Genomic DNA, 23,924 nt, shown 5'->3' with positions numbered 1-23,924 from the left:
CGACTCGACTGTTCGAAGACCACACCACCAGCATGAAGGAATATCGATGACCTCGATCGCACCAGAAACCGCGCGCCGCGTCTTCCGTGGAGCCGAACCGATACACGGCATGATCTACTTCACCCCTTTCGGCGCGGAAGCATATGCCGCACTGGGCTTTACACACCCTCGAATGGGTTACTTCGCTTCGCGGTCTGCGCCCATGGGCGCAGTAGCGGCTGAAGTCACCATCGCTACGTTCTTCAACTTCAACCCAGCACTGGTACACGCGGTGCTGCCGGAAGCCTGGACAATCGCCACCCCCGAACAGATCCTCACCGCTCGACTCGACGCTGTCGACCGTTCGCTGCGCAAGGCCTGGGGAGAACATGTCGACGGCACCGAAGTTCGCGAAGCTGCCGAACTCGCACGTCGAGCCGCGGAACGCGCCTGCAACAGACCACAAGGGCGACCCCTGTTCGGTGGGCACGCATCATTGCCGTGGCCTGATGAGCCTCATCTCGTGTTGTGGCATGCCCAATCCTTGCTCCGGGAGTTTCGCGGAGATTCTCATGTCGCACTTCTTCACACCGAAGGACTCAACGGTGTCGAAGCGTTGGTAGTCCACGCCGCAACCGGTGATGTTCCTGCTGCTGCTCTGCAAATGAGCCGGGCATGGGACAACGATCAGTGGGCGGAAGGCGTCGCCAGTGTGCGGGCGCGTGGATGGCTCGAAGACGGTCCCGAGCTTCACCTGAACGAGGTGGGTCGTGATCGCCGGCAGAGGGTTGAGCATCAGACTGACGTGCTGGGGTCGTACCCGTACGAAGCGATCGGTGAAACCGGATGCAGTCGACTCCTCGAAATCTCGGAACGTCTCTCCGGTGAAGTGATCGATGCAGATCTCGGATTCCCGGCAGCTCTGGCAGCGCGTCGCCGATTGCGTGCGTGACAACAAGCGGTGAGTGTCGAACGTGGCTGGTGGTAATACGACGAGGGCATTACCACCAGCCCGTTCACCGGAATTCGACTGAGCCCCGAACCTGCGCAGCAGGTCGTCATCCGAATGAGACTGCCGTTGTGCCGAATCCTCGCGCAGGATGGGTCAAGATGGCTTGATGTGGAAACAGGCACTCGGGTTTGCTTTGTTCGGTGCGACCGTTGCCATCGTCACGGCGGCGCTGACACAAGGATCGTCACAGGCGTCGGCCACGATCACCCTCTTTTCGGGTGGCACGACAATCTCGGGCTTCGCGGGTGAATCGCAATGGACCTGGCCCATCGAGGCTGCGGTGATCGGCGCCGTTCTGGGCGCGCTGACCGGGCTCGTACTCCACCTCGCGGGTGTGCGAATCTCCGGAGGTCAGGACAATCGAATGCTTCGAACTGTGGTGGCAGGCCTCGTGGGAGTCACGCTTGGGTTGACGCCCCTGTTGGTCTTGATCAGCATGGCATTCACCAGGTCGGTTGACATCGGATGGTCCCCGCTCCTGGTTTATGCCGTCAGCGGTTTCCTGGCCTACGGTCTGGCGGTCGCCGCCGTGTTCGGAGTTCTTCGCGCTGCCGGGGATCGACTTACTACGCGCACGGCGCAGGCGGTGGCGGCGATGCTTCCGGTCGGGGCGTTGGCGGCGACGACTGTAGGTGTCGGTACTGCGTGGAGGCTGGGCTTTTCCACCGCCGCTCCCACCTGGATCGCGGTCGTACTGCTGGTGGTTCTCGTATTGGCCATGACGTTCGTTGCGGCCCGGGCGTGGGCCCTACGGATTCAGCCTCGTGACTTACCAGAAGGCGCATAGGCAGTGGGACGATTGATTCGGACGGGTGCGTCGAGATGAGGGGCGAACGAATCTTCGCGGGACTCGTTGTCGGCCTCCTACTGGGGCTGTTCGGCTACCTGCCATTGGTACTCCTGTGGCAGCACTTCGCGGATGTCCCGCAGCCGCAGCTGTATCCGAACCGTTCGTTCACGTCGTTCGGCCCTAACCCACCACCGCTCACCTACTGGATAAGTTGGGCGGCGCCTGCCGCCGTGTTCGTCTTGCTCGGACTTATGACTATTCCCAGCCGCACCGGCCGGCAATTCGCGTTGCCATTGGTGTTTGCGTTCCTTCCGGTCGCTGCAATGGTGGCGTGGTTCTGGATCTCGATGGAACTTTTCTTCAGCCCCGACTGAAAAGGCCGCAACGAGGCATGCGCTAGTGGGATGTTCGCACTCGAACGACACGTCACGCCGGTCATTCACTACCTGATCCTTCGCTGCCACAACTCCAAAGACGAGGACGAAGTTGTCGACGGTGGTCGCGCGCAGCCCGCGGAGCGCACCCATTACTTTCCGGCGAGCATAAGGGGCGAACGGGAGCAAACGAAGCGTGAGGTGTACCTGAGCTGTGCTGACAACTGGGTCGCCGAGCGCGATTCCGAAGTGGTTAGACTTCTGGGAAGTCCGATTCGGAAATCTGCTGCGCTTCGTTCGTGTCACCAGCATCCCACAGACTCGGAGTTGGAAGTGCTTTGGTCTGTCATGACGCATGCACTACGAGGCGACACTCGAAGCGACCAAGCATTGACTTGATAAGCGACCGATCATAAATTGATCACACTGCGCCGCATTCGAAACACGCGTTCATCACCGCTCACCGACAGTTGACCAACATCCGCGAGTGCACGTCCAAAGTACTTCAAAGCGTCGCAGTCCGAGTTCGGAGATCGACGGCTTTAGCCTGAGTGGTTTCTGAGCGAGAAACAATACCGACCGTTGCGGCGATAAAGTACTCAACTGAAGCATCAGCCACTCAACGGCATTCAGCCCTTGACGAAGGAACATACTTTGGCACCCCAACACACCCCCAAGCTGAAGGAAAAAGTTGCCGAGAAGTGGGCGACAAGCATTCGAGGACAACTCTTTCCAGGCGAAGAGATTTGGGCCTTGGCCAAGACGAATCAAGTCAGGCCTACGCTGGAGGGATTGGCAATTACGAATGCCCGCGTAATGGCTTTCAGCAGCATCGATGTCGCCACAGCCGGACCTCGAGTGTCCGTGGAGGCAGACAACATCGCCCGCTTCGAAATCGTCAAGAAGATGACCGGCAAACACCTTCACGTCACAGATCTCGGACAGCAAACGCTTCAGTTTGGCGCAATCAATGACGCGGACGTCGACTTCGTCTGTCACTATGTCCATCATCTCGCATCAGCGGGTTTTCCTCCCGGAATGCGTGAGATCCTCATAACGCGAAGCATGGCCACAACCGAATCTGCGCGCGCACGTGACGTCGGCCGATCCGAAGTGGAAATCATTGGAGCACCGCTCAAGGATGTCGCGTGGCGAACCATCGACGAACACACAACCCCAGACGAATTGCCCTGGTTCGTAATCAACGCTGGTTCCGCTGGATTCCTTGCTGCGTTCGAAGACCGTCTCATCGTCGCGAAAGTCGGTGGTATGGCCGGCTTTATGACGGGGTCGATGGGTGGTGGTCGAGTTACGTCCTTCCCATACTCCGACATCACCAACATCGAATACAACAGCGGGATGATGACTGGCGTTCTCGAAGTACTGACGCCGAGCTATCAGGGAACTTCGAACCACGACTACTGGAGGTCTGCTGGCGCGGGCCCAAACAAGGCCGGTGCCAGTCCATTCACTCTTTCAAACTGCCTCCCCCTCCCCAAAGCGCAACACAGAATAGCCCTTCCGCGCCTAACCGACCTACAGAAGAAGATCATCGACTACAAGCGTCCTACGATCAATGTGCAGCACACTCCGAGTTCGATCACCACCGCACCGCCAATAGGTCTAGCGGGAGAGCTCCAAAACCTCGCAAACCTCCACCATCAGGGAATACTCGACGAAGCGGAATTCGCCGCAGCGAAACAAGCAACAATTTCGCGCCACTCTACCTAACAACGTATTGCGCATGTGGACTCAGCACCACAGCCTCGTGTCAGAAACAATTGCACTTGAAGGGCACCTCCGCCGACTGAACCCCACCGCGCATAGATCTACCAATGCGGAGTTGAGTGGCGACGGGTGGTAGCGCTCGAGCTTCACGGGAGATGGAGGCGCGGCCACATGTCTTCGCCAACACCTTCCAATATCAAAGATCTCGCTCGAGCAACGCAAAATTCCTGGCCCGCGGACGTTGAATCCCGAGTTCCGACCTATTGCGTCACTCCGCGCCTAGCCTGCACCGAAGCCCGCCCTTGTTGCGCAATGCGATCCCCTGATGCACCGCAGCAAGTACCAATGCCAGCACTGCCGCAGGGAGGCTCCCCACCATCGAGAGCAGAGAAGGCACATCCGAGCTGAAAGCGGTAAAGAAACCCACTACTGCAGCGCAGAGCATTGTCGCCGAGACGATCCAGGAAACTAATGGTCGCGGAATCACGGCTGGAATGACGCACAGAGCCACCGGCAACGCCAGCACCAAGAAGAGCTCCCGCCCGAAATAGTCATGAATCGAGCGGTAGCAATCAGCAGAACTGAGCGGGCCGAGACCTATTTCACAATTGGTGATCTCGTACAGCGGCCACTGTGCCGTCGCGGATCCTAGAATCCCGGTGGCAACCGCTAGTACAACCCACGCGATCCGAATCCCCGTCATACGAAAAGATCATGCCAGTAGGGAAAATTGCGCTCCGAAGCAGAAAGAAATCAAATCTCGAAATGGACAAAACAACCTCCTTGCGTCGGAGCGGTTCTCGACAGGAGTGGCACAACATGTTCGGCGTGCTCAACTCGCAGGTTGGGTTTTGAGCCTGATCGGGACATTCCCCGTCGTTGACAACTATTGGGAGACAGCACCTATTTTGAGTGCGGGTATCGCAGTCGCTGTACTCGGAGTAGTTAACGGCCTGCCGAGTTTGACTGTCACCCTGATGCACAATCGACGGCCGCAACAGGCTTGAAGTTTTCGAACATGTTTTATGGAAGGGTGCTTGCATGGCAACACAACCGCATGGCCAGTCCATAACCCCGGCGTGGAAAGTATTCACGGCCATCGGTTTTGCAGGTGTTGTGGGCGCTGCCGTGACGTACTTCCGAGACGGGTCCACTTTGGCGATCATTGGCGGGATGGTCATCCTCGCGATTGGCCTGCCGCTTACTGTCTGGTCCTTCCTGCGAATGCTGCGTGAGAATCGAGGACATCGCCTTCATTGGTGGAGAACACCGCCGGTCAATCCGAGGAACGTCGACCTGTCTCGTGCTGTCGGCATTCCGACTACAATTTTCGGTGCATTGATCATTTGGCTGAATACAGCAGGTTCGGCGCCGTGGTGGTTGGCAGCAATCTTTACCGCCATTCTGATCGCGCTCTTCGGAGCAACCGTTGCCGTCCACAATATTCGCCTCAGTCAGCGAACCTGAGCTAGCCTTCCGCGCATGCCGGTTTCTGCGGATGCTCGCGAGCGCCTTCGGTCTTACCCGGATCCAGAGAACGAGATCCGGTACGTATTTCCAGCAGACGTTCTGATGAGCGCGAAACCGAGTGTGTTTGTCGTGGTGAGCCGAAAGGCGATCACCGTGTTGTCGACGAGCTTTCGGTCCAGAAAAGTGCCGAGGTCGATCCTCACCCAGTTTCCGAGAATGACCGTTCTCAGCCCGGTCGATACTGCATCCACACCGCACTTCACTGCGGCGGGCATTACGTACGAGATCGACGAAGAATATGTTGCAGTCGTGAATGCTGCCGACGCGGAGCTCACGTCACCGCAGGACTTCCCACGAGATCCGTTGCCGAACCTGTGAGGCACATACAAAAAAGGCAGTTTCTCATTTCTGAGAAACTGCCTTTTTGATCTAACTTCGGTCGGGCTGACAGGATTTGAACCTGCGACCACTTGACCCCCAGTCAAGTGCGCTACCAAGCTGCGCCACAGCCCGTCCCACGCCCTTGTTTCGGGCGCTTGGAAAGATTACATCAGGGACGGGCCGAAGTACCAATCGGCTGGTCAGAGCCTTTTCGGTACCGATCTGGACGCAGAATCAGCGGCCCTTACGGTCACGCTTCTCGCGCACTCGTACGGATACGCGGATCGGGCTGCCGTCGAAGTTGAACTCTTCACGCAGACGCCGCTCGATGAAGCGGCGGTAGCCGGCCTCGAGAAAGCCCGTGGTGAAGAGAACGAATGTCGGCGGGCGTGTGCTTGCCTGAGTCGCGAACATGATGCGAGGCAGGCGACCACCACGCATCGGAGGCGGCGTAGCCGCCACAACTTCCTTGAGCCAGGTGTTCAGGCGACCCGTGGGGATGCGCTTGTCCCAGGACTCCAGAGCCGTGTCGAGAGCCGGCACGAGCTTCGCCACGGCGCGACCGGTGTGGGCGGAGATGTTGACTCGCTGAGCCCACGGAACGCGGACCAGATCGCGGTCCACTTCCTTGTCCAGCATGAGTCGACGGTCCTCGTCCACGAGGTCCCACTTGTTGAACGCGATCACCAGTGCACGACCCGTGTCGGCCACCATGCTCAGAACACGCAGGTCCTGCTCGGTGATCGGCTCGTGTGCGTCGATGAGCAGGATCGCGACCTCAGCGGCCTCGATTGCGCTCTTCGTACGCAGCGACGCATAGAACTCCGCACCGCTGGCATGGCTGACGCGCTTGCGTAGACCAGCTGTGTCGACGAAACGCCAAGGGCGCCCGCCGAGTTCGACGATGGAGTCGACCGGGTCGACGGTGGTGCCGGCAACGTTGTGCACGACGGACCGCTCGTCACCGGACAGCTTGTTGAGCAAGCTGGACTTTCCGACGTTCGGCTTTCCGACCAGCGCAACACGACGCGGACCGCCGCCGGGGATACCTTCACGCGGGGTTTCCGGAAGCTTCTCCAGAACCTCGTCGAGCAGGTCGCCGGTGCCGCGCCCGTGCGTCGCACTCACGGAGTACGGCTGACCGAGACCCAAGGACCACAGCGCTGCAACCTCGGACTCGGTGCGTCCGTCGTCCACCTTGTTGGCAACGAGGATGACCGGAGTCTTCGAGCGGCGAAGCACTCGAGCGACAGCTTCGTCCGTCGTCGTAGCGCCGACAACGGCGTCGACGACCAGGAGAATGGCGTCAGCCGTTCCCATGGCCAATTCGGCCTGACGGGCAACGGCCTGCTGAAGACCCTTTGCGTCGGGTTCCCATCCGCCGGTGTCCTGGACGAGGAAGCGTCGTCCGGCCCAGTTCGCCTCGTACGAGACGCGGTCACGGGTAACGCCGGGGATGTCCTCGACTACCGCTTCACGACGGCCGATGATGCGGTTGACGAGCGTCGACTTGCCGACGTTCGGTCGACCGACAACAGCCAAGGTCGGGACGGCAATGTGCGCTTCGCCTTCGCCGTCCGCTTCGAGATCGGCGTAATCCCACTCCGATTCCTCGGACCAAGTTCCGTCACCGGCATATTCGGTTACCAGATCGTCGCTCACTGCACTGCTCCAGTTCTGTCGCTGACCACCAACAGCAACTTGGCGATCACATCTTCAATTCCCAATTCGCTCGTATCCACCAGGATGGAATCCTCGGCAGGGCGCAACGGCGACACTGCCCGAGTCGAATCGAGATGGTCACGGCGCTGCACATCAGCCAGCACCGCTTCGTAATTGTCTTCACGGCCTTGGCCGACGTTCTGCGTATTGCGCCGTGCCGCACGGGTTTCCGCCGATGCGGTCAAGAAGATCTTGACGTCTGCATCGGGGAGTACGACGGTTCCGATGTCGCGACCTTCCACGACGATCCGCTCCGCACCCGCCGCTAGCTCACGCTGAGTGGCGACCAGCAGGTCGCGAACCTCGGGCACAGCCGAGACCGCGGAGACAGCCTTGGTGACCGCGTCGCCGCGGATCTCCTCACTGACGTCCGCGCCGTCGAGATGCACCTGCTCACTGCTTGGATCGGTACCGATGGACCACGGCAATGCCGCAACGGCAGCGGTGATCGCGGCGGAATCAGCCAGATCGATTCCCTGACGAAGCACGTGCAGGGTCGCGATCCGGTAAATGGCTCCGGTGTCGAGGTAGCGAGCACCCAAACGCTGCGCCAACGCGCGAGAGACGCTGGACTTGCCGGTTCCGGACGGTCCGTCCATAGCGACTACCAGCGGCATGGACGAATCGGTCACAGGCCGACCGCCTCGTACAGTCCACCGACCTCGCTACGTCCGAGGACGCGCTGCGTTCCCGGACGCTGATCGCCGAGAGCGACAACTCCGACGTTGGTGCGAACCAGACGGACAACGGGGTGACCGACTGCATCGAGGAGGCGACGCACGATGTGCTTACGACCCTCGTGCAGTACGAGCTTGACGAGCGTCTTGCCCTCGTTGATCTCGAGCACGGTGAACGCGTCCACCTTGGCCGGACCGTCATCGAGAGTGACACCGTCACGCAGCTGCTTGCCGGTGCTGCGCTCGACAACGCCGTGAACCGTGGCGAGGTACGTCTTCGGAACCTCGAACGACGGGTGCATCAGGCGGTGAGCCAAGTCGCCGTCGTTGGTGAAGAGGAGCAAGCCTTCGGTGTCGGCGTCGAGACGGCCGACGTGGAAGAGCCGCTGTCCGGACTGAACGCGCTCGGAGACGATGTCACCGACGCACGGACGACCGAGATCGTCGGACATGGTGCACTGCCAGCCACGCGGCTTGTTCATCGCAAGGTAGACGAGGTCCTTCTGCACGACGACGCGGACGCCGTCGACACGAACCACTGCGTTCTCGGGGTCGACACGCAGACCCTGCTCGACCACGATGCGGCCGTCGACCTCGACGCGACCCTGGTCGATCAGTTCTTCAGCTGCACGGCGTGATGCGACGCCGGCCTGAGCCAGTACCTTCTGCAAGCGGACGCCGTCGCCCTTCGGCGGGCCGTCGTGCTTGGTGATCTCGGCGTGCTGATGACGTGCCGGCTTGGCGTTGGACACCAACGGGTTCTGAGAGACGACGCGCTGCGGCTTCTCGGTCTTCGGCTTGCCACGCTTGTTGGTCGCCGGCGGTGTGGGAGCTGCCGGGCGCTTGCGCGGAGGTCCGTCGAACTTGGATCCACGAGGTGCGTTCGACCATGCGCCGCCGCGAGGAGCGTCGGGGCGTGCGCCGCGCTGATCGTCACTACGACGGTCGGCGCCACCGCGCGGTGCCCGACGGGCGTCTACGTGGGGGGTACGGCGGTCATCGCTGCGGGGTCCGCGGCGGTCGTCAGTGCGCGGTCCGCGACGATCGTCGTTGTAGCCACCACGACGGTCGTCCGTACGTGCGGGGCGACGGTCGTCGCTGCGCGGCGGGCGACGGTCATCGCTGCGCGGCGGGCGACGGTCATCATTGAATCCACCGCGACGGTCGTCCGTGCGGGGACGGTCGGATCCGGCGTTGCGGTCGTATCCGGAGGTACTGCGGGAAGTGTTGCTGCGTCCACCACGGGGCGCTTCGCTACGTGCGCCGCGGGGGGCGTCGCTGCGACCACCACGGGGTGCATCGCTGCGTGCGCCGCGGTTGTCGCGGGAGTTGTTACGGTCCGGTGTGCCATCTCGGCGAGCGGGATTGTTCACTTTTTTCCTGTCAGTTTTCTACTGTTTCCCGAGCGTGGTCGGGTCTTTCTCGGTGCTGACGACGGCCGGTATTCCGGTCAGTCGTCGACTTCGGTGTCCACTACCTCAGTGGGCACGTCTGCCTTGTTCATTCTCGCAAATCGCGGATCGGATTCCAGGCTTTCGCTGATGTCGTCGATGAGATCGACATCAGGCAAGAGCGGGGCCAACTCCGGGAGCTCGCTGAGCGAGGCCAGCCCGAGCCGTTCGAGGAACAGTTCGGTCGTGGAGTACCGTGTCGCGTTGGTGTCCGGGTCAGGCCCGGCTTCCGCGATCAGTCCGCGGGCAAGGAGGGTGCGTACCACCCCGTCCACGTTGACGCCTCGTACCGCACTGATCCGCGCACGAGTCAACGGTTGACGGTATGCGACTACGGCCAAAGTTTCCAATGCCGCCCTGGTCAATTTGGTGCGTGCGCCGTCCAATAGCAGCTTTTCCACGTACGGGGCAAACTCTTGTCGCGTGTACAGACGCCATCCGTCGCCCGCGTAGCGAAGGTCCATTCCGCTGCCGCGAGCGGTCAATGCGGCCGACATCGACGTCAGGCGTTCTTCGACGCGCTCCGGCGCGGTTCCGGTGACAGATGCGAGTTGGTTCACTTCCGCCGGCGAATCCACGACAAGCAGAAGCGACTCCAGCACTGCGTCGAGTTGATCGTCGTCGAGGTCGAAATCGGGTGCAGACTCTTCGGGCTCCGAGGCGGGGTCGGCAGGCTCGATCATCTCGTCTAGCTGCGAAGACTCTGATTCCGTCGGTTCGGCGTTCATCCGTAGTCCTCCTCTGTGACCGGCGCGGCCGGGTCGTCTCCGGTCCAACTCACCATCAGCGGTCCGAGGGCCTCGGGTTGCTCGAACACGATGACCTGCCGGCGATACAGCTCGAGCAATGCGAGAAACCTTGCCACTATCTCGACGGTGATTTCGCACTCGGCAACAAGGTCCCCGAAAGGTGTCCACTCCCCGATGCCTCGCTCGCGCAGCAACTCGAGAATTCGCTCGGCCTGTTCGGGTATCGAGATATTGGACACATGGAGGTGATCGAGGCCCACTGTCGGCACCGGACGCGGTGTGAACACCGTCGCCGCGATCTCCGCAAAACGCTGAGGGTCGACTCCCAACAACACCTCGGGCAGGAGTTCGGTGAACTGATCCTCGACGGCTACCGAGCGCGGATAGCGCCGCAGTGCTGCTTCCTCCAACTCGCCGAACAGCGCCGCAACTTGTTTGTACGCCCGGTACTGCAGCAGTCTCGCGAAGAGAAGATCGCGTGCTTCGAGAAGCGCCAGATCCTCCGCGTCCTCGACCTGCCCGGCGGGCAACAACCTGGCCGCTTTCAGATCCAGAAGCGTAGCTGCGACGACCAGGAATTCCGTCGTCTGATCAAGGCCCATCGCACTGCCGAGTTCCTTGGTGTACGCGATGAAATCGTCCGTGACGGTGTGAAGGGCGACTTCGGTGACGTCGAGCTGCCGTTGATTGATCAGGTTCAACAGCAGATCGAACGGGCCTTCGAAGTTCCGGAGAGTGACTCGAAAACCGGCAGCCTTGGCTGCGGTCTGAGCGTCGGTCGGCACGTTCGGATCGATCGAATCCGGCTCGACTTCGACCGGATCTTCTTGCGATGCAATCAGTTCCACTAACGACCAGACCGGTGAATGACCTCGCGGGCCAAGGCTCGATATGCCTCGGCGCCAGCCGATTTCGGCGCCCACGTCGTGATCGGCTCACCGGCAACGCTGGTTTCGGGGAATCGAACGGTGCGGTTGATCACCGTGTCGTAGACGACGTCGCCGAACACCTCGACCACTCGCGCCATCACCTCACGAGCGTGCAGGGTCCGGGCGTCGAACATCGTGACGACGATGCCGGCCAACTCGAGCTTCGGATTGAGACGGTCGTGCACCTTTTCGACGGTGTCGTTGAGAAGTGCCAGGCCGCGCAGGCTGAAGTACTCGCATTCCATCGGAATGATGACCGAATCGGCGCACGCCAGCGCATTCACCGTGAGCAGGCCAAGCGACGGCTGGCAGTCGATGAGCACGTAGTCGTACCGATCGAGAACCGGGTGCAGCACGCGCCCCAAAGTCTGCTCACGCCCGACCTCGGTGACCAATTGAATCTCGGCGGCCGAAAGGTCGATGTTGCTGGGGAGCAGGTCCAGACCGTCCACCCGAGTGCGCATCAACACGTCGTCGATGGACACACGCGGTTCGACCAGGAGATTGTGGACGGTCAGTTCCAGGTCGTGATGCTGAACGCCCAGACCAGCAGACAACGCTCCTTGGGGATCGAGATCCACCAAGAGCACTCGGCGACCGTATTCGGCCAACGACGCGCCCATGTTGATGGTCGACGTCGTCTTGCCGACGCCGCCCTTCTGGTTGCACATCGCGATGATCATCGCGGGTCCGTGGTGCGCCAACGGTGTCGGTTGAGGTACCTCGCGGACCGGCCGGCCCGTCGGACCGAGTTCTTCCGTGGAAACAGCAGGGGTTTCCGCAGGTGGAGAGGCTACTGGCGTCGTATCTATTTCGAACATCGCCTCTGGTTCGGAGGGTACAGCTGGTGCTGATTCGTTCACGCGCTCGAAGAGTTGGGCATTGACATGCGGCGGCGCGGACTCCGCCGCTGGTGGCTGCGATGTCGACACGGTCCGATGCTCCCCTACTCTTTCGGCGGTTGCTCTCGGCGCCGGCAAACCTCCGAAACTGCGGTGGAGGCCGCTCGCGCTCCTTGAACGCTACCGCTTACATCACCGAATGGTCTCGCAGACACGCATGAGCCAACCAACGCCTAACGGGCGCGTGGGTGTGCCTGAGCCCACACTTCGCGCAGCGCTGTGACGGTGACCAGTGTGTAGATCTGCGTCGTGGTTACCGAAGCGTGACCGAGAAGTTCCTGCACGACACGTACGTCCGCGCCGCCGTCGAGCAGGTGTGTGGCAAACGAGTGCCTGAGCGTATGGGGTGAGACGTCCGCCTTGATCCCGGCCGACGCGGCCGCGTCCTGAAGAATCTGCCATGCACTCTGACGCGAGAGGCGTCCCCCGCGAGCGTTGAGAAAGAGGGCAGGAACACCGCGCGTCGCGAGGCTGGGGCGCCCGCGGACGAGATACGCGTCGACGGCGGCGATCGCCGGCCTGCCGACGGGGACGATCCGCTGCTTGCCGCCCTTGCCCTTGAGCAGCACGGAACGGGTTTCGGTGTCGATGTCGTCGACGTCCAGATCGATCGCCTCGGTGATTCGTGCTCCGGTCGAGTACAGAAGCTCTAAGAGAGCGCGATCCCTCAGGTCGCGGGGCCCGTCACCGGCCGCACCGCCACCCGAAGCGTCGAGTAGGGCGATCACGTCGTCGAGCGGCAGAGCTTTGGGCAACTTGCGTCCGGGCGTCGGCGGCTTGACCGTCCGAGCCACATCGACACCGACCAGGCCCTCGGCGGCGGAGAACTTGTGGAATCCGCGGACCGCGATCAGGGTCCTCGCTGCCGAACTGGCCGCCAACGGTACGACGCCGGCATCTTTGTCACCCAGGCGCAGATGTGTCACGAATTCGGTGACGTCGTTCTCCGTCACGCCCGCGACGTCGTCGATGCCACGCTCGTTCAGGTACTCCGCATACCGATTCAGGTCGCGGCGATACGAAAGCAGAGTGTTGCGCGCAGATCCTCGCTCGACCGCTAGATGGTCGAGATACGAGTCCACCTGTCGGGCAAGCACTTCAGGCTCGCGACTTGCGTTCTCCGAATGCGCGAGGACGATCGGGCCACGGTGCGTCGGCCGGGCGTAGCGGCTTTCCCGTCGAGCGTGCGGTAGCGATCGCGAGAATGCCCGATACCGCGGTGGCATTGACGATGTCACCGCGCAGCGCCATGTCGACGGCGTCGGCGAGCGGAACTCGCGAAATCTCGAGATCGGCTTCTTCGTGTTCGGGATCGTCGCGCTCCACCTCGTGCAGCCCCTCGGCGAGGAAGACGCGAACCGCCTCGTCCGTAAACCCGGGTGAGAGAGCTACATCGACCAGCACCGACCATCGATCGGCGCCGAGTCCGGTTTCTTCGCCCAGCTCGCGCGCTGCCGCCTCGACCGGGCTCTCCCCCGCAGCGTCGAGCAGACCGGCAGGGATTTCCCACAACCGGTGCCCGAGCGGGTGACGGTACTGGTGAATCAGCACCAGGTTGTCGTGCTCGTCCAGTGCTACGACGGCAACGGCGCCGTGGTGTTCGACGACTTCCCGATCGGCACGCTGACCACCAGGCATCGCAACGGTGTCGACGCGCAACGCGATGATCGCGCCGGTGTAGACCGTCTTGGAGCCGAGGGTGTCGAATTCGTGCCGACCGGGATCGCTCATCTGTGGCTAGACCTTTTCCACGTTCTCGACTGCAGCGTCGAGCGCCGTCTCGGTGGCAGCGGTGTCGATCTTCTCGTCACCGTGGACGTCGACGGGCAGGCGCTCTTCGAGCTTGTACGTCAACGCTGCTTCGACGAAGGCGGCGAACAGCGGGTGCGGGCGCGTCGGGCGGCTCTTGAGCTCCGGGTGTGCCTGGGTGGCAACGAAGAACGGATGCTGCTCACGCGGGTACTCGACGAACTCGACCAGGTGACCGTCCGGCGAGGTTCCGCTGAACTGCAAGCCGGACTTGGCAATCCGGTCGCGGTAGGTGTTGTTGACCTCGTAGCGGTGACGGTGACGCTCGGAGACGTCCTCGGTTCCGTAGGCCTGAGCGACGACGGAACCCTTGGTCAGCACGGCCGGGTAAGCACCCAGACGCATTGTGCCACCGAGGTCGGCGTCACCGGCGATGACGTCTTCCTGATCAGCCATCGTGGAGATGACCGGGTGCTTGGTGTCCGGCTCGAACTCGGCCGAGTTGGCATCGTCGAGGCCGACGCTGCGAGCAGCTTCGATGACGACGCACTGCAGACCCAGACACAGACCCAGCAGCGGCAGCTTGCGTGCACGTGCGAAACGGATCGCGCCGAGCTTGCCCTCGATGCCGCGGATGCCGAAGCCGCCCGGGATCAGAACACCGTCGACGTCACCGAGAGCGGCCTGCGCTCCGGCTTCGGTCTCACAGGCGTCTGACGGGACCCAGGAGATCTCGACCTTGGACCGGTTCGCGAATCCACCGGCGCGCAGAGCCTCGGTGACGGAGAGGTATGCGTCGGGCAGGTCGACGTACTTGCCGACCAACGCGACCCGCACGGTCTCACGCGGCTGGTGAACACGATCGAGGAGGTTGCCCCACACGGTCCAGTCGACGTCGCGGAACGGGAGACCGAGCTGGCGAACGACGTAGGCGTCGAGGCCCTCACGGTGCAGAACCTTCGGGATGTCGTAGATCGAGGGAGCGTCGGGCGTCGAGATGCAGGCGTCGACGTCCACGTCGCACATCAGGGCGATCTTGTTCTTGAGGCCCTGCGGAACGTCACGATCGCAACGAAGGATCAGCGCGTCGGGCTGAATGCCGATGCTGCGCAACGACGCAACCGAGTGCTGCGTGGGCTTGGTCTTGAGTTCTCCGGAGGGGCCGAGGTACGGCACGAGGGAGACGTGCAGGAAGAAGACGTTGTCGCGGCCGACGTCGTGGCGGACCTGGCGAGCGGCTTCGAGGAAGGGCTGCGATTCGATGTCGCCGACGGTTCCACCGATTTCGGTGATCACGACATCCGGGCGGTGTCCCTGCAGATCCGGGCCGCTCATCTCGAGGATGCGACGCTTGATCTCGTCGGTGATGTGCGGGATGACCTGAACGGTGTCACCGAGGTACTCGCCACGACGTTCCTTGGCGATGACCGTCGAGTACACCTGGCCGGTGGTGACGTTCGCCTGACCGGATAGGTCACGGTCGAGGAACCGCTCGTAGTGCCCGACGTCGAGGTCGGTCTCGGCACCGTCTTCGGTGACGAAAACCTCGCCGTGCTGGAAGGGGTTCATGGTGCCCGGATCCACATTGAGATAGGGATCGAGCTTCTGCATGGTCACGCGCATTCCCCGCGCGGTCAACAACTGTCCCAGGCTCGAGGCGGTCAAACCTTTGCCGAGCGAGGAAGCTACACCTCCGCTGACGAAGATGTGCTTGGTGGCGGTACGCGTGTTAGTGCGTGACTGTGGCAAAGGGGCTCCCGTGACGACTGTGCAGGGCTTGGTCTGATGAAGCATGCTGGGGCCTGCCGACCCACGGGATTTCACGGTAACACCTATCGGGGGTCGGTGCCTACAACGCGCCGACTTTCCGCCCCCGATGTGACCGGCGTATCAATACCGGGGTGTTCAGTTGGTGGGTGCGCCGACGGTAACCGCCGCCGCTCCCGGTCCCGTGCCGTAGCGGCCGGCGCCGCCGTTCAACTGTTCCTGAAGTGCCAACGGCGTCGTGATCTTGCCCGACTCCCGATCGATGTTGTCGATGGTCGTCAAGCCCGCTGAGAGCGCCGCGTCCGCACGTGCGACGGCAACCGGACCACTGCCCTCGGCCGAGCCAGGCCGGCCCGCGAGAATCGTTCCTGCGCCGCGTCCGTCGAGAGCACCGGCAAACCGGGCGATGACGGCGCCGCGGTTACCCGTGGCTGCGTCGGATTCACTCTTGTTGTCGCCGGTGAGAACCACGGCGAGCTGAGCCGGCTTGACCGCTCCGTCGTCGTAGCTGATGAAACCGGCGCTACGCAGCGAGTCGAGCGCGAGATTCATCTCGTCCGGAGTGCTCTGCGGTTCGCTGTTCTGCCCGTTGAGAAGCAGAACCGAACCGAGCAGATCACCCGCGAGACTGCCCTGATCGACCGCACCGGTCTTGAGGGTGATCCCCGCAGGGATGACATTGGTGACGACGGTCCGCAAACGGTCACCACCGGTGGCGTCGACAAACGAATCGGTGAGCGAGACGCGTCCGGTCACGGCACCGCCGGCGGCAGTGACGAGTCGGTTGACACCGTCGAGATCACTGGGATCCGCGTCCGGTGCCGTGATGACGACGACGGTGCGACCAGCGAGACTGTCACGCACGACGCGACCGCCGACAGCGGCATCGAAGCCGTCCGCGGAATTGAGTTGCTGCTGAAGCTGATTGGACTGTTGATTGAGGTCTTCGATCTCGTTCTGCAGGTCCGCCTTGTCGTCACGCAGACCGGACAGCAATCCACTGGACAGCATTCCGGAACCGAGCACCACGCCGATCGCGAGTGCCAGAAAGATTGCCGCTATGGAAATTGCATGTTGACGCATCGAAATCACTTGAAGAGCCCCTGAACCCACAGCGCGAAGCTGTTCCACGTTGCGATTGCCCAGTCGAGAACTTCACTACCGGCATTGGACACGACCAGGGCGACGATCACTGCCACCAGGGCGGCAAGCACCAGGAGCGCGATCGCGCCGCCGGACACTCGACTTCGATACAGCGTTGCCACAGCCTTGGCATCGACCAGTTTCGGTCCAACCTTGAGCCGTGTCATGAACGCCGACGGATTGCTTTCACGACGCCCACGGTCGAAGAACTCGTCCAAGGACACCACGTTGCCGACCGTCACGATCAGTGAAGCTCCGTGGTGATCGGCAAGCAGCAGGGCAAGGTCGGTCGGTGAGCAGGTCGCCGGGAACGTCATCGCCCCGATACCGAGATCCTGGATTCGGGAAAGCCCCGCCGCATGACCGTCCTGGTCTGCAGGCAGAACAACTTCCGCGCCGGACTTGAGCGTGGAACTGGTGATTTCCTCCGGGTCGCCCACGATCAGATCGGGGCGGTATCCGGCCTTGCTCAACACGTCCGCACCTGCGCCGACACCGATCAAGATCGGCGAATACTCCTTGATGAAGGGCTTGAGGTTCTTCAGATCGGTCTCGCGTTCGGGGCCGTCGGAGACGACCACGACATGGCGGTCCTTCAAGTCGATATCGATGTCCGGAACACCGATTCCGTCGATGAGCAACGGGCTTTCGGTGCGGATGAACTCGATGGTGTTACCCGAGAACGCTTCCAAGTGATCGACCAGGCCGGTCTTGGCCTCGATCATCCGGTCGGAGATTTCGGCCTCGGTCTGCTCTTCGCCCTTGACGAGGCTCTTCTCGCCGTTGAAGATCTCGCCCTCGTGCAGGCGGATCTTGCTTCCGTCCTTGATGTTCTTGAAGACATCACCGTCGACAGCATCGATCAGAACGATGTCGTTGGCGACGATCACTTCCGGTCCGAGGTTGGGGTACCGCCCCGAAATCGACGGCGACGCGTTGACCACGGCCATGACTCCGGCTTTCACCAGAGCATCGGCGGTCCGGCGATCGATGTCGACTTCGTCGAGGATCACGATGTCTCCAGGACCGACACGGCGCAGAAGCTTCGCCGTGTTCCGATCGGCCCTGGCGATGCCACTGATCCCAGGCAAGGATTCGGTGTTACGTGAGAGCAATCCGGGCATCTTCATGGCTTCGATGATGAACCTGAAACCGCGTTGACCGGTGGAGGCGCGCCGACAACTACCACATCAGTCACACCAACACCACAGAACCTTCAATCTGTGACGCGGGCCGCATTCGCGATCTCGAGCAGTTCCTCAGCGTGCGCACGACCGGTTTCGGTGTCGTCCAGCCCTGCCAACATACGGGCCAATTCGACCACCCGATCCGAATCCGACAAGGTCCGCACGCCACTGCTCACCACTCCGCCTTTGTCGTCGACCTTGTCCACCACGAGGTGGGTGTCGGCAAACGCAGCAACCTGCGGAAGGTGGGTGACGACGATAACCTGATGCGTGCGAGCAAGTTTCGCCAATCGGCGGCCGATCTCGACAGCAGCGCGGCCACCGACCCCCGCGTCCACCTCGTCGAAAACCATCGTCGCACCGGTGTCGCTACCAGCGAGAACTACCTCGAGCGCCAGCATGACGCGTGACAGCTCGCCACCGGAAGCGCTCTTGCTGATCGGAAGTGACGGTGCCCCACTGTGCGCTGACAGGCGAAATTCCACCTCGTCGACGCCGGCAGACCCGGCATGCAGGTCTACTCCCCCGACACTGAGCGGCGCCGAGTCCTGCGGGCCGGCAGGCTGCGAACGCACAGTCACTTCGAGGCCCGCACGTCCCATCGCCAGACCGGCGAGTTCCGCGCTGACGGCTTTGGCGAGCTTTGCCGCCGCCTTGACTCGCGCGGCGCTCAGCTTGGTAGCGGCTTCCGCGGTCAGGCCAGCCGTCTCCTCGACCTGCTTGGCCAACAGTGACAACGCATCCGAGGACACGTCGAGTTTGGATAGACGAGCGCGAGCAGTATCTGCCCATTCGAGAACACCGTCGACATCGGCGGCGTACTTGCGAGTCAGAGTCTTCAGTTCCGATTGCCGCGACAACAAAGAGTCCAGAGCACCCGGGTCTGCGGGCAGCCCGGACAAGTAGGTGTTCAGGTCACCGGCAACGTCGGTGACGACAGCAATAGCGTCGGCCAACCGGGAACCGAGGCCGTCCAGATCGGCGTCGGTGACCGACTCGATGCGCGCCCTCGCTTCGGACATCAGGTCTAGCGCCGGCATGACACCGACGTCGCCGCTTGCCATGTCGTCACTACCGGCGAGCGCAGCGTGCGCCTCTTCCGCAGCCGAGCGGAGCGAATCGAGTTCACTGAGTCGACGAACTTCGGCAACGATCGCCGTGTCCTCGCCGGGCTCGGGTGCCACGCCGTCGATTTCGTTGAGCGCGAAGGTCAACTGATCTGCTTCTTGTGCCAGTTCACGAGCCTTCGACGTGCGCTCGATCAACTCCGAACGAGCATCGAGCCATTCACGACGGTGTTTGCGGTACCTCGTCAGCAGCGTTCCGATTGCCTTGTCCCCGAAGCGGTCCAGCGCGTTGCGTTGCTGGTCGGGACGAAGCAATCGCAGCTGATCGTTCTGTCCGTGGACAGTCAGAAGTGGGTCCGTGAATTCGGAGAGAACTCCCGCCGGCACGCTTCGTCCGCCGAGATGAGCCCGAGACCGCCCATCGCTGCCGACTGTCCGCACGGCGATGATGGTCCCGTCTTCGTCGCGCTCGGCGCCGGACGATTCCAGGATTCGGACGATCTCACGCTCGGTGGCCGGTGAGACGTCGTCGGCGATGAATCGTCCTTCGACAACGGCTCGCGACGCGCCCAACCGCACTCGACCGGCATCCGCTCGCGCTCCGCTGAGGAGGTGCAAGCTGGTGACGACCATCGTTTTACCTGCGCCGGTTTCACCGGTCAGGACGGTCAGGCCCTCGTGAAACTGGGCGCTGGCCTCGGAGATCACACCAAGACTGTCGATACGGATCTCTGCGAGCACGATTAAGGCTTCCTTCCTCGCCATCCGGTAACCGGAAGCTCGAACTTGCGAACCATCCGATCAGCGAAAGGCGCAGAGTCCAACCGGACCCACTTGACGGGAGTGGCGCCGCGAACGATCTCGACGCGAGCGCCGGCAGGCAGTTCCAAGGTACGACGGCCGTCGCAGAAGACCAGGCCGTCGTGGCTGCCTGCGACGGTCTCCACCGCGATGATCGAATTCGGGCTGGTAACCAGCGGCCGCGCGAACAGCGCATGCGCGTTGCTGGGTACGACGAGCAATGCTTCGAGTTCGGGCCACACGACGGGGCCGCCTGCGGAAAATGCATAAGCGGTCGAGCCTGTGGGAGTGGACACGAGAACACCGTCGCAACCGAACGCAGACACCGGTCTGCCGTCGACTTCGAGGACAACTTCGAGAACTCCCAGACGCGAACGGTTCTCGATACTGGCCTCGTTGAGCGCCCACCCGCGGTCGATGATCTCGTCGTCCACCCGAATCACGACGTCGAGTGTCATGCGAGACTCAACGCGATATTCCTTGCGAACTACTTGTGCGAGAGCCTCGTCGAGATGCTCGGCCTCGGTCTCTGCCAGAAATCCGATCCGTCCGAGGTTGATGCCCAGTACCGGAATGGACGCTTCTTGAGCAAGTTCGGCGGCGCGCAGAAACGTGCCGTCGCCACCGAGGACAAGTACCAACTCGCATCCAACGGCAGCATCAGGGCCGGGATGAACAACCGTGACGTCGAGACCCGGCGCAGAGAAACCCTCGGGTTCCGTCATTGCTTCGATGCGCGAGCTGTCTGCTTCGTCGACGAGGACTCGCAGTCCGATTCCCGCGCGCTCGAAGATCTTCCCGACCCGCTTGGCAGTTTCCGTGATGTCACGTCGACCAGGGTGTGCGACAAGAAGGATCTCGCGCGACTCGCCGTTCGTGACCGCGTTCACTGGGGCCCTTCCTCTACAGCCTTGCGAATCATGTCCTCCACCGTGGGAACTCCCTCGGTGTTCGTCTCGGTGTCGGTAACCGTCTCTTCGTCGCCGGATGTACCCGTCTTTCGAAGCCACAGGAAATACTCGACATTTCCCGACGGACCGGGCAATGGGCTGGCCACGACACCTAACGTCCGCAGACCTACCTTTGCAGCAGCCTCCGACACGTCGAGCACAGCGGAGATTCGCAGTTCCGGATCTCGTACGACGCCACCGGCACCGACGCGGTCCTTGCCCACCTCGAACTGAGGCTTGACCATCGGAACCAGGTCCGCGCCGTCAGCGGTACAGGCGACAAACGCCCCGAGTACCAGTTTGAGAGAGATGAACGACAGGTCCGCGACAACGAGATCGACAGTTCCGCCGATCGTCTCGGCATCGATAGCGCGAACATTGGTTCGGTCGATGACATGCACTCGGTCGTCGGACTGTAGGCGCCACACCAATTGGCCGTAACCGACGTCGACGGCGACAACTTCCTTCGCACCGCGTGTCAGCAGAACGTCCGTGAACCCGCCGGTGGAAGCGCCGGCGTCGAGGCACCGGCGACCTTCGACCGTCAATCCTTCGGTACCGAAGGCGTCAAGGGCACCGATCAGTTTGTGAGCACCGCGCGACGCCCACGAAACTTCCTGCTCCACCTCGACGACCCGAAGCGGCGTTCCGGCTTCGATCGCCGTCGCGGGCTTGGTCGCAACGGCTCCGGAAATGAGAACTCGGCCCGCGGAGATCAGTTCTTGCGCATGATCTCTCGATCGTGCCAGACCGCGACGGACCAATTCGGCGTCCACCCGTGCTCTACGTGCCACGTCAAGCCCTGTCCACAGAGGCGAGTGCCTGGACGAGCACCTCGTGTGCCTGTTCCAAAATATGTGCCTTCTGCGGAATCACACCTGCTCCGTGATGATCGTTCGGATCGTGTTCGATGCCGCCGAGGCGTGCCAGCAAACCGTCGACGTCAGAACGTATTCGTTCCGGATCGACGGTAGGGCGTGACCCGGGCAGCGGTGATCCGTTGCTCGAGTTTCCGGGGTGCGGTGTCGGCGTGCTCATCGGGCACAACGTTAGTGCATGACTCTCCGTTGCGCATACACCCGCACCCCCGCGAGTCGAACACATATGCGAGAAATCAGGCCAGCCAGGAAGCAAACAGATCCGCCACGCCGGCATCCGACGCTTCCAGGGTCTGGAACGACGGATTAGCCCATGCGACAGGCGCAACCGCACGTAGAAGCGACATCTCGTCCCCGACAACCGGGCCGTCGACAACCAGCGCCGACCCGTTCACGGAGACAGACCACTTGGAGTCCGAACCGACCAGCGATTCGACGGCCGGCTGATTGAGCGAATCCAGAGTTGCTGCAATGTAGGTGGGGCGCTGCTCAATCGGCGCCCGCAGTACGTCGCCCGGCGTGCTCACACCGGTCAGTACCAACAGTGAGTCGATCGAAACAGCATGTGCGCCTTCGATATCAGTGTCCAAGCGATCACCGACGACCAGTGGACGCGAGCACCCACTGCGTGCAAGCGCATCCTCCATCAGCGGTGCAGCAGGCTTGCCTGCCACCAAGGGTTCCTGCCTCGTGGCGGCGCGCAGAGCCGCCACCATCGAGCCGTTGCCGAGCACCAAACCCCGTTCCGACGGCAGTGTGGTGTCCAGGTTCGCAGCCACCCACAGCGCCCCGGCCCTGATCGCCAAGCATGCCTCGGCGAGGATCGACCAGTTGGTCTCCGTCGAATGTCCTTGGACGACTGCAACCGGGGAATCCGCGAATTCGCGCACCGGAAGCAAACCGACGCGTGTCACCTCGTCGGCCAATGCGTCGGTACCGACGACAAGTACGGCGGCACCGGGTTCGAGACGCTCAGCCAACAGGCGCACCGCCGTCTGAGAACTGGTGACCACACGATCGTCTTCGGAATCGAAACCGAGTTCGGTCAGATGCGCGGACACTGCCGAAGGCGAGCGACTCGCATTGTTGGTCACGTAGTACAGAGCCTGCGTACCCTGACCCAACGCGGCCTGGGTACCGGGAATCGCATGAGCTCCGGCGTACAGCGTGCCGTCGAGATCGAGCAAAAGTACGTCGTACTGAGTACGAAGCACGGTCACTGATCTTCTCCGGTCAACTCGGCCACCCGTTCTTCAGCATCCGTGTCACCCTCGAGGTCTGCAGCTGCAGCATTGAGGAACCACTTCAATCCGTCTTCGACACGACCTGCTGCAACGAGGGCATCAGCGTACGCATAGAAAAGCCGAGCCGCCGCTTCACCGGTACGCGCTGCGTCAAGATCCTTGGTCTGCAGTGTGACAACTGCCTGATCGAACTGACCGAGATCCATGCGGGCGCCGGCGACCACGATCCTCAACTCCGAAGCCTCGTCGCCGGAAAGCAGGGCAGCCTCGTCGCTACGACCGAGCTCGATTGCGCGTTCGGGTCGACCCAAACCGCGTTCGCAGTCGGCCATGACAGCGATCAGACCCGGTCCACCAGCCATTCGACGGGCAGCGCGAAGCTCGGAGAGAGCTTCAGCCCATTCACCGGCGTGGTACGCGGTGATTCCAGCAGCTTCACGAACGACCGCAATTCGGCCGGCGCGCTGACGAGCAGCGCGCGCGTGGAGCAGTGCAAGTTCCGGGTCTTCGTCGACAAGCTTGCCTGCCATGACGAGGTGACGCGCAACTGTGTTGGCGTTGTCCTTGTCGAGGCTGAGCAGATCTCGACGCACGGCCGGGTCCAACTCGGTGGGCTCTACGTTGTCGGGCAAATCCGGTTCGTCAGGTCGTGCTTGCTGACGGTTGCGGTCGCCGTCGCGTCCACGAGGGGTGAACCCACCCTCGCCGCCGCGACGCTGTCCGCCGTTGAATCCGCCGCCACGGTTACTGTTTCCAGCACCGCCACGGTTGTTGTCTCCGGCACCACCGCGGCGGTCTCCGCCTGCAGCGCCGCGTGATCCACGCCCGTCGTTGTCACGACGGGGGCCACCTGATCGAGGCGCTCCTCCCCCACGGAAGGACCGACGCTCGTCGCCATTCTCCGACACAGTCATTCCTCTCATACAACGCACGAAAGGGGACCCAATATGTTGGGTCCCCTTTCGGTTAACGGG

The 23,924-nt window shown here is 62.2% G+C and carries 24 protein-coding genes and 1 tRNA gene; 6 read left to right on the top strand and 19 right to left on the bottom strand.

Annotated features, from left to right (window positions below; all coding sequences use genetic code 11):
* Nucleotides 1-46 precede the first annotated feature (46 nt).
* The 4 genes from RE4_RS29695 to RE4_RS29675 all read left to right on the top strand — a co-directional run bounded on the left by RE4_RS29695 (nt 47) and on the right by RE4_RS29675 (nt 3,886).
* A complete protein-coding gene (locus tag RE4_RS29695; protein ID WP_046378604.1) occupies nt 47-931 on the top strand; it encodes an SCO6745 family protein in 885 nt (294 codons plus the stop codon).
* A gap of 166 nt (nt 932-1,097) precedes the next feature.
* The gene (locus RE4_RS29690; protein WP_029255431.1) at nt 1,098-1,778 is read left to right on the top strand and encodes a hypothetical protein; all 681 of its coding nucleotides are present in this window, start codon (nt 1,098-1,100) and stop codon (nt 1,776-1,778) included.
* 35 nt (nt 1,779-1,813) lie between these two features.
* Nucleotides 1,814-2,155 carry a hypothetical protein gene (locus tag RE4_RS29685; protein WP_047888127.1) on the top strand — a complete coding sequence of 114 codons (342 nt, stop codon included), beginning with the start codon at nt 1,814-1,816 and terminating at the stop codon, nt 2,153-2,155.
* Nucleotides 2,156-2,809: 654 nt separating this feature from the next.
* Complete coding sequence (locus RE4_RS29675) at nt 2,810-3,886, top strand: SHOCT domain-containing protein (protein ID WP_127159986.1); 1,077 nt, start codon at nt 2,810-2,812, stop codon at nt 3,884-3,886.
* Nucleotides 3,887-4,151: 265 nt separating this feature from the next.
* Here the strand turns inward: RE4_RS29675 and RE4_RS29670 are convergent, their stop codons facing one another.
* On the bottom strand, nt 4,152-4,586 hold the full coding sequence (locus tag RE4_RS29670; protein WP_060939853.1) for a hypothetical protein: 435 nt from the start codon (nt 4,584-4,586) through the stop codon (nt 4,152-4,154).
* Nucleotides 4,587-4,924: 338 nt separating this feature from the next.
* Here RE4_RS29670 and RE4_RS29665 point away from each other — a divergent pair, with 338 nt between their 5' ends.
* Nucleotides 4,925-5,350, top strand: a complete 426-nt coding sequence (locus RE4_RS29665; protein WP_029255433.1) for a hypothetical protein — start codon at nt 4,925-4,927, stop codon at nt 5,348-5,350.
* A gap of 219 nt (nt 5,351-5,569) precedes the next feature.
* Nucleotides 5,570-5,731, top strand: coding sequence for a hypothetical protein (locus RE4_RS31480; protein WP_200865134.1), 162 nt, complete (start codon nt 5,570-5,572; stop codon nt 5,729-5,731).
* 61 nt (nt 5,732-5,792) lie between these two features.
* On the opposite strand, the gene RE4_RS29655 is transcribed toward RE4_RS31480, so the two are convergent.
* The 18 genes from RE4_RS29655 to RE4_RS30940 form a co-directional block, all read right to left on the bottom strand.
* Nucleotides 5,793-5,866: transfer RNA gene (locus tag RE4_RS29655), tRNA-Pro, on the bottom strand.
* Between the two features lie 102 nt (nt 5,867-5,968).
* A complete protein-coding gene (der, locus tag RE4_RS29650; RefSeq protein ID WP_019748583.1) occupies nt 5,969-7,396 on the bottom strand; it encodes a ribosome biogenesis GTPase Der in 1,428 nt (475 codons plus the stop codon).
* Nucleotides 7,393-8,073 (bottom strand): (d)CMP kinase, encoded by a 681-nt coding sequence (cmk, locus tag RE4_RS29645; RefSeq protein ID WP_029255443.1) that lies wholly within the window; start codon nt 8,071-8,073, stop codon nt 7,393-7,395. The genes der and cmk overlap by 4 nt, the downstream gene beginning before the upstream one ends.
* Nucleotides 8,074-8,084: 11 nt before the next feature.
* Complete coding sequence (locus RE4_RS31930) at nt 8,085-9,506, bottom strand: pseudouridine synthase (protein ID WP_019748584.1); 1,422 nt, start codon at nt 9,504-9,506, stop codon at nt 8,085-8,087.
* A gap of 77 nt (nt 9,507-9,583) precedes the next feature.
* Nucleotides 9,584-10,312: an SMC-Scp complex subunit ScpB gene (gene scpB / locus RE4_RS29635; RefSeq protein ID WP_370671308.1), complete on the bottom strand. Its 729-nt coding sequence runs from the start codon at nt 10,310-10,312 to the stop codon at nt 9,584-9,586.
* The gene (locus RE4_RS29630; protein ID WP_019748586.1) at nt 10,309-11,181 is read right to left on the bottom strand and encodes a segregation and condensation protein A; all 873 of its coding nucleotides are present in this window, start codon (nt 11,179-11,181) and stop codon (nt 10,309-10,311) included. The genes scpB and RE4_RS29630 overlap by 4 nt, the downstream gene beginning before the upstream one ends.
* On the bottom strand, nt 11,181-12,194 hold the full coding sequence (locus tag RE4_RS29625) for a ParA family protein (RefSeq protein WP_060939851.1): 1,014 nt from the start codon (nt 12,192-12,194) through the stop codon (nt 11,181-11,183). The genes RE4_RS29630 and RE4_RS29625 overlap by 1 nt, the downstream gene beginning before the upstream one ends.
* 143 nt (nt 12,195-12,337) lie before the next feature.
* Nucleotides 12,338-13,261, bottom strand: coding sequence for a site-specific tyrosine recombinase XerD (gene xerD, locus RE4_RS29620; RefSeq protein ID WP_021334613.1), 924 nt, complete (start codon nt 13,259-13,261; stop codon nt 12,338-12,340).
* Between the two features lies 1 nt (nt 13,262).
* Nucleotides 13,263-13,895, bottom strand: coding sequence for an NUDIX domain-containing protein (locus tag RE4_RS29615; protein WP_020907867.1), 633 nt, complete (start codon nt 13,893-13,895; stop codon nt 13,263-13,265).
* Between the two features lie 6 nt (nt 13,896-13,901).
* Entirely contained in the window at nt 13,902-15,662 is a 1,761-nt protein-coding gene (pyrG, locus tag RE4_RS29610) for a CTP synthase (RefSeq protein ID WP_029255445.1), read from the bottom strand.
* Nucleotides 15,663-15,818: 156 nt separating this feature from the next.
* Nucleotides 15,819-16,772, bottom strand: coding sequence for a copper transporter (locus RE4_RS29605; RefSeq protein WP_019748590.1), 954 nt, complete (start codon nt 16,770-16,772; stop codon nt 15,819-15,821).
* The gene (gene steA, locus RE4_RS29600) at nt 16,769-17,953 is read right to left on the bottom strand and encodes a putative cytokinetic ring protein SteA (RefSeq protein WP_020969713.1); all 1,185 of its coding nucleotides are present in this window, start codon (nt 17,951-17,953) and stop codon (nt 16,769-16,771) included. Before steA ends, RE4_RS29605 begins: the two co-directional genes overlap by 4 nt.
* Before the next feature lie 86 nt (nt 17,954-18,039).
* Entirely contained in the window at nt 18,040-19,818 is a 1,779-nt protein-coding gene (recN, locus tag RE4_RS29595) for a DNA repair protein RecN (protein ID WP_003946143.1), read from the bottom strand.
* A gap of 2 nt (nt 19,819-19,820) precedes the next feature.
* Nucleotides 19,821-20,768 (bottom strand): NAD kinase, encoded by a 948-nt coding sequence (locus RE4_RS29590; RefSeq protein WP_019748593.1) that lies wholly within the window; start codon nt 20,766-20,768, stop codon nt 19,821-19,823.
* On the bottom strand, nt 20,765-21,622 hold the full coding sequence (locus RE4_RS29585) for a TlyA family RNA methyltransferase (protein ID WP_060939850.1): 858 nt from the start codon (nt 21,620-21,622) through the stop codon (nt 20,765-20,767). Before RE4_RS29585 ends, RE4_RS29590 begins: the two co-directional genes overlap by 4 nt.
* Nucleotide 21,623: 1 nt before the next feature.
* Nucleotides 21,624-21,866 (bottom strand): hypothetical protein, encoded by a 243-nt coding sequence (locus RE4_RS29580; protein WP_019748595.1) that lies wholly within the window; start codon nt 21,864-21,866, stop codon nt 21,624-21,626.
* Nucleotides 21,867-21,942: 76 nt separating this feature from the next.
* Nucleotides 21,943-22,926, bottom strand: a complete 984-nt coding sequence (locus RE4_RS29575; protein WP_060939849.1) for an HAD-IIA family hydrolase — start codon at nt 22,924-22,926, stop codon at nt 21,943-21,945.
* On the bottom strand, nt 22,923-23,864 hold the full coding sequence (locus RE4_RS30940; protein ID WP_073513327.1) for a tetratricopeptide repeat protein: 942 nt from the start codon (nt 23,862-23,864) through the stop codon (nt 22,923-22,925). Before RE4_RS30940 ends, RE4_RS29575 begins: the two co-directional genes overlap by 4 nt.
* Between the last annotated feature and the right edge of the window lie 60 nt (nt 23,865-23,924).

The sequence above is a fragment of the Rhodococcus erythropolis NBRC 15567 genome (assembly GCF_001552595.1).
In the GTDB taxonomy this organism is placed as follows: domain Bacteria; phylum Actinomycetota; class Actinomycetes; order Mycobacteriales; family Mycobacteriaceae; genus Rhodococcus_F; species Rhodococcus_F erythropolis.
Note: the sequence above shows the minus strand (reverse complement) of the source record. Positions and strands in the feature narration are given on the sequence as shown.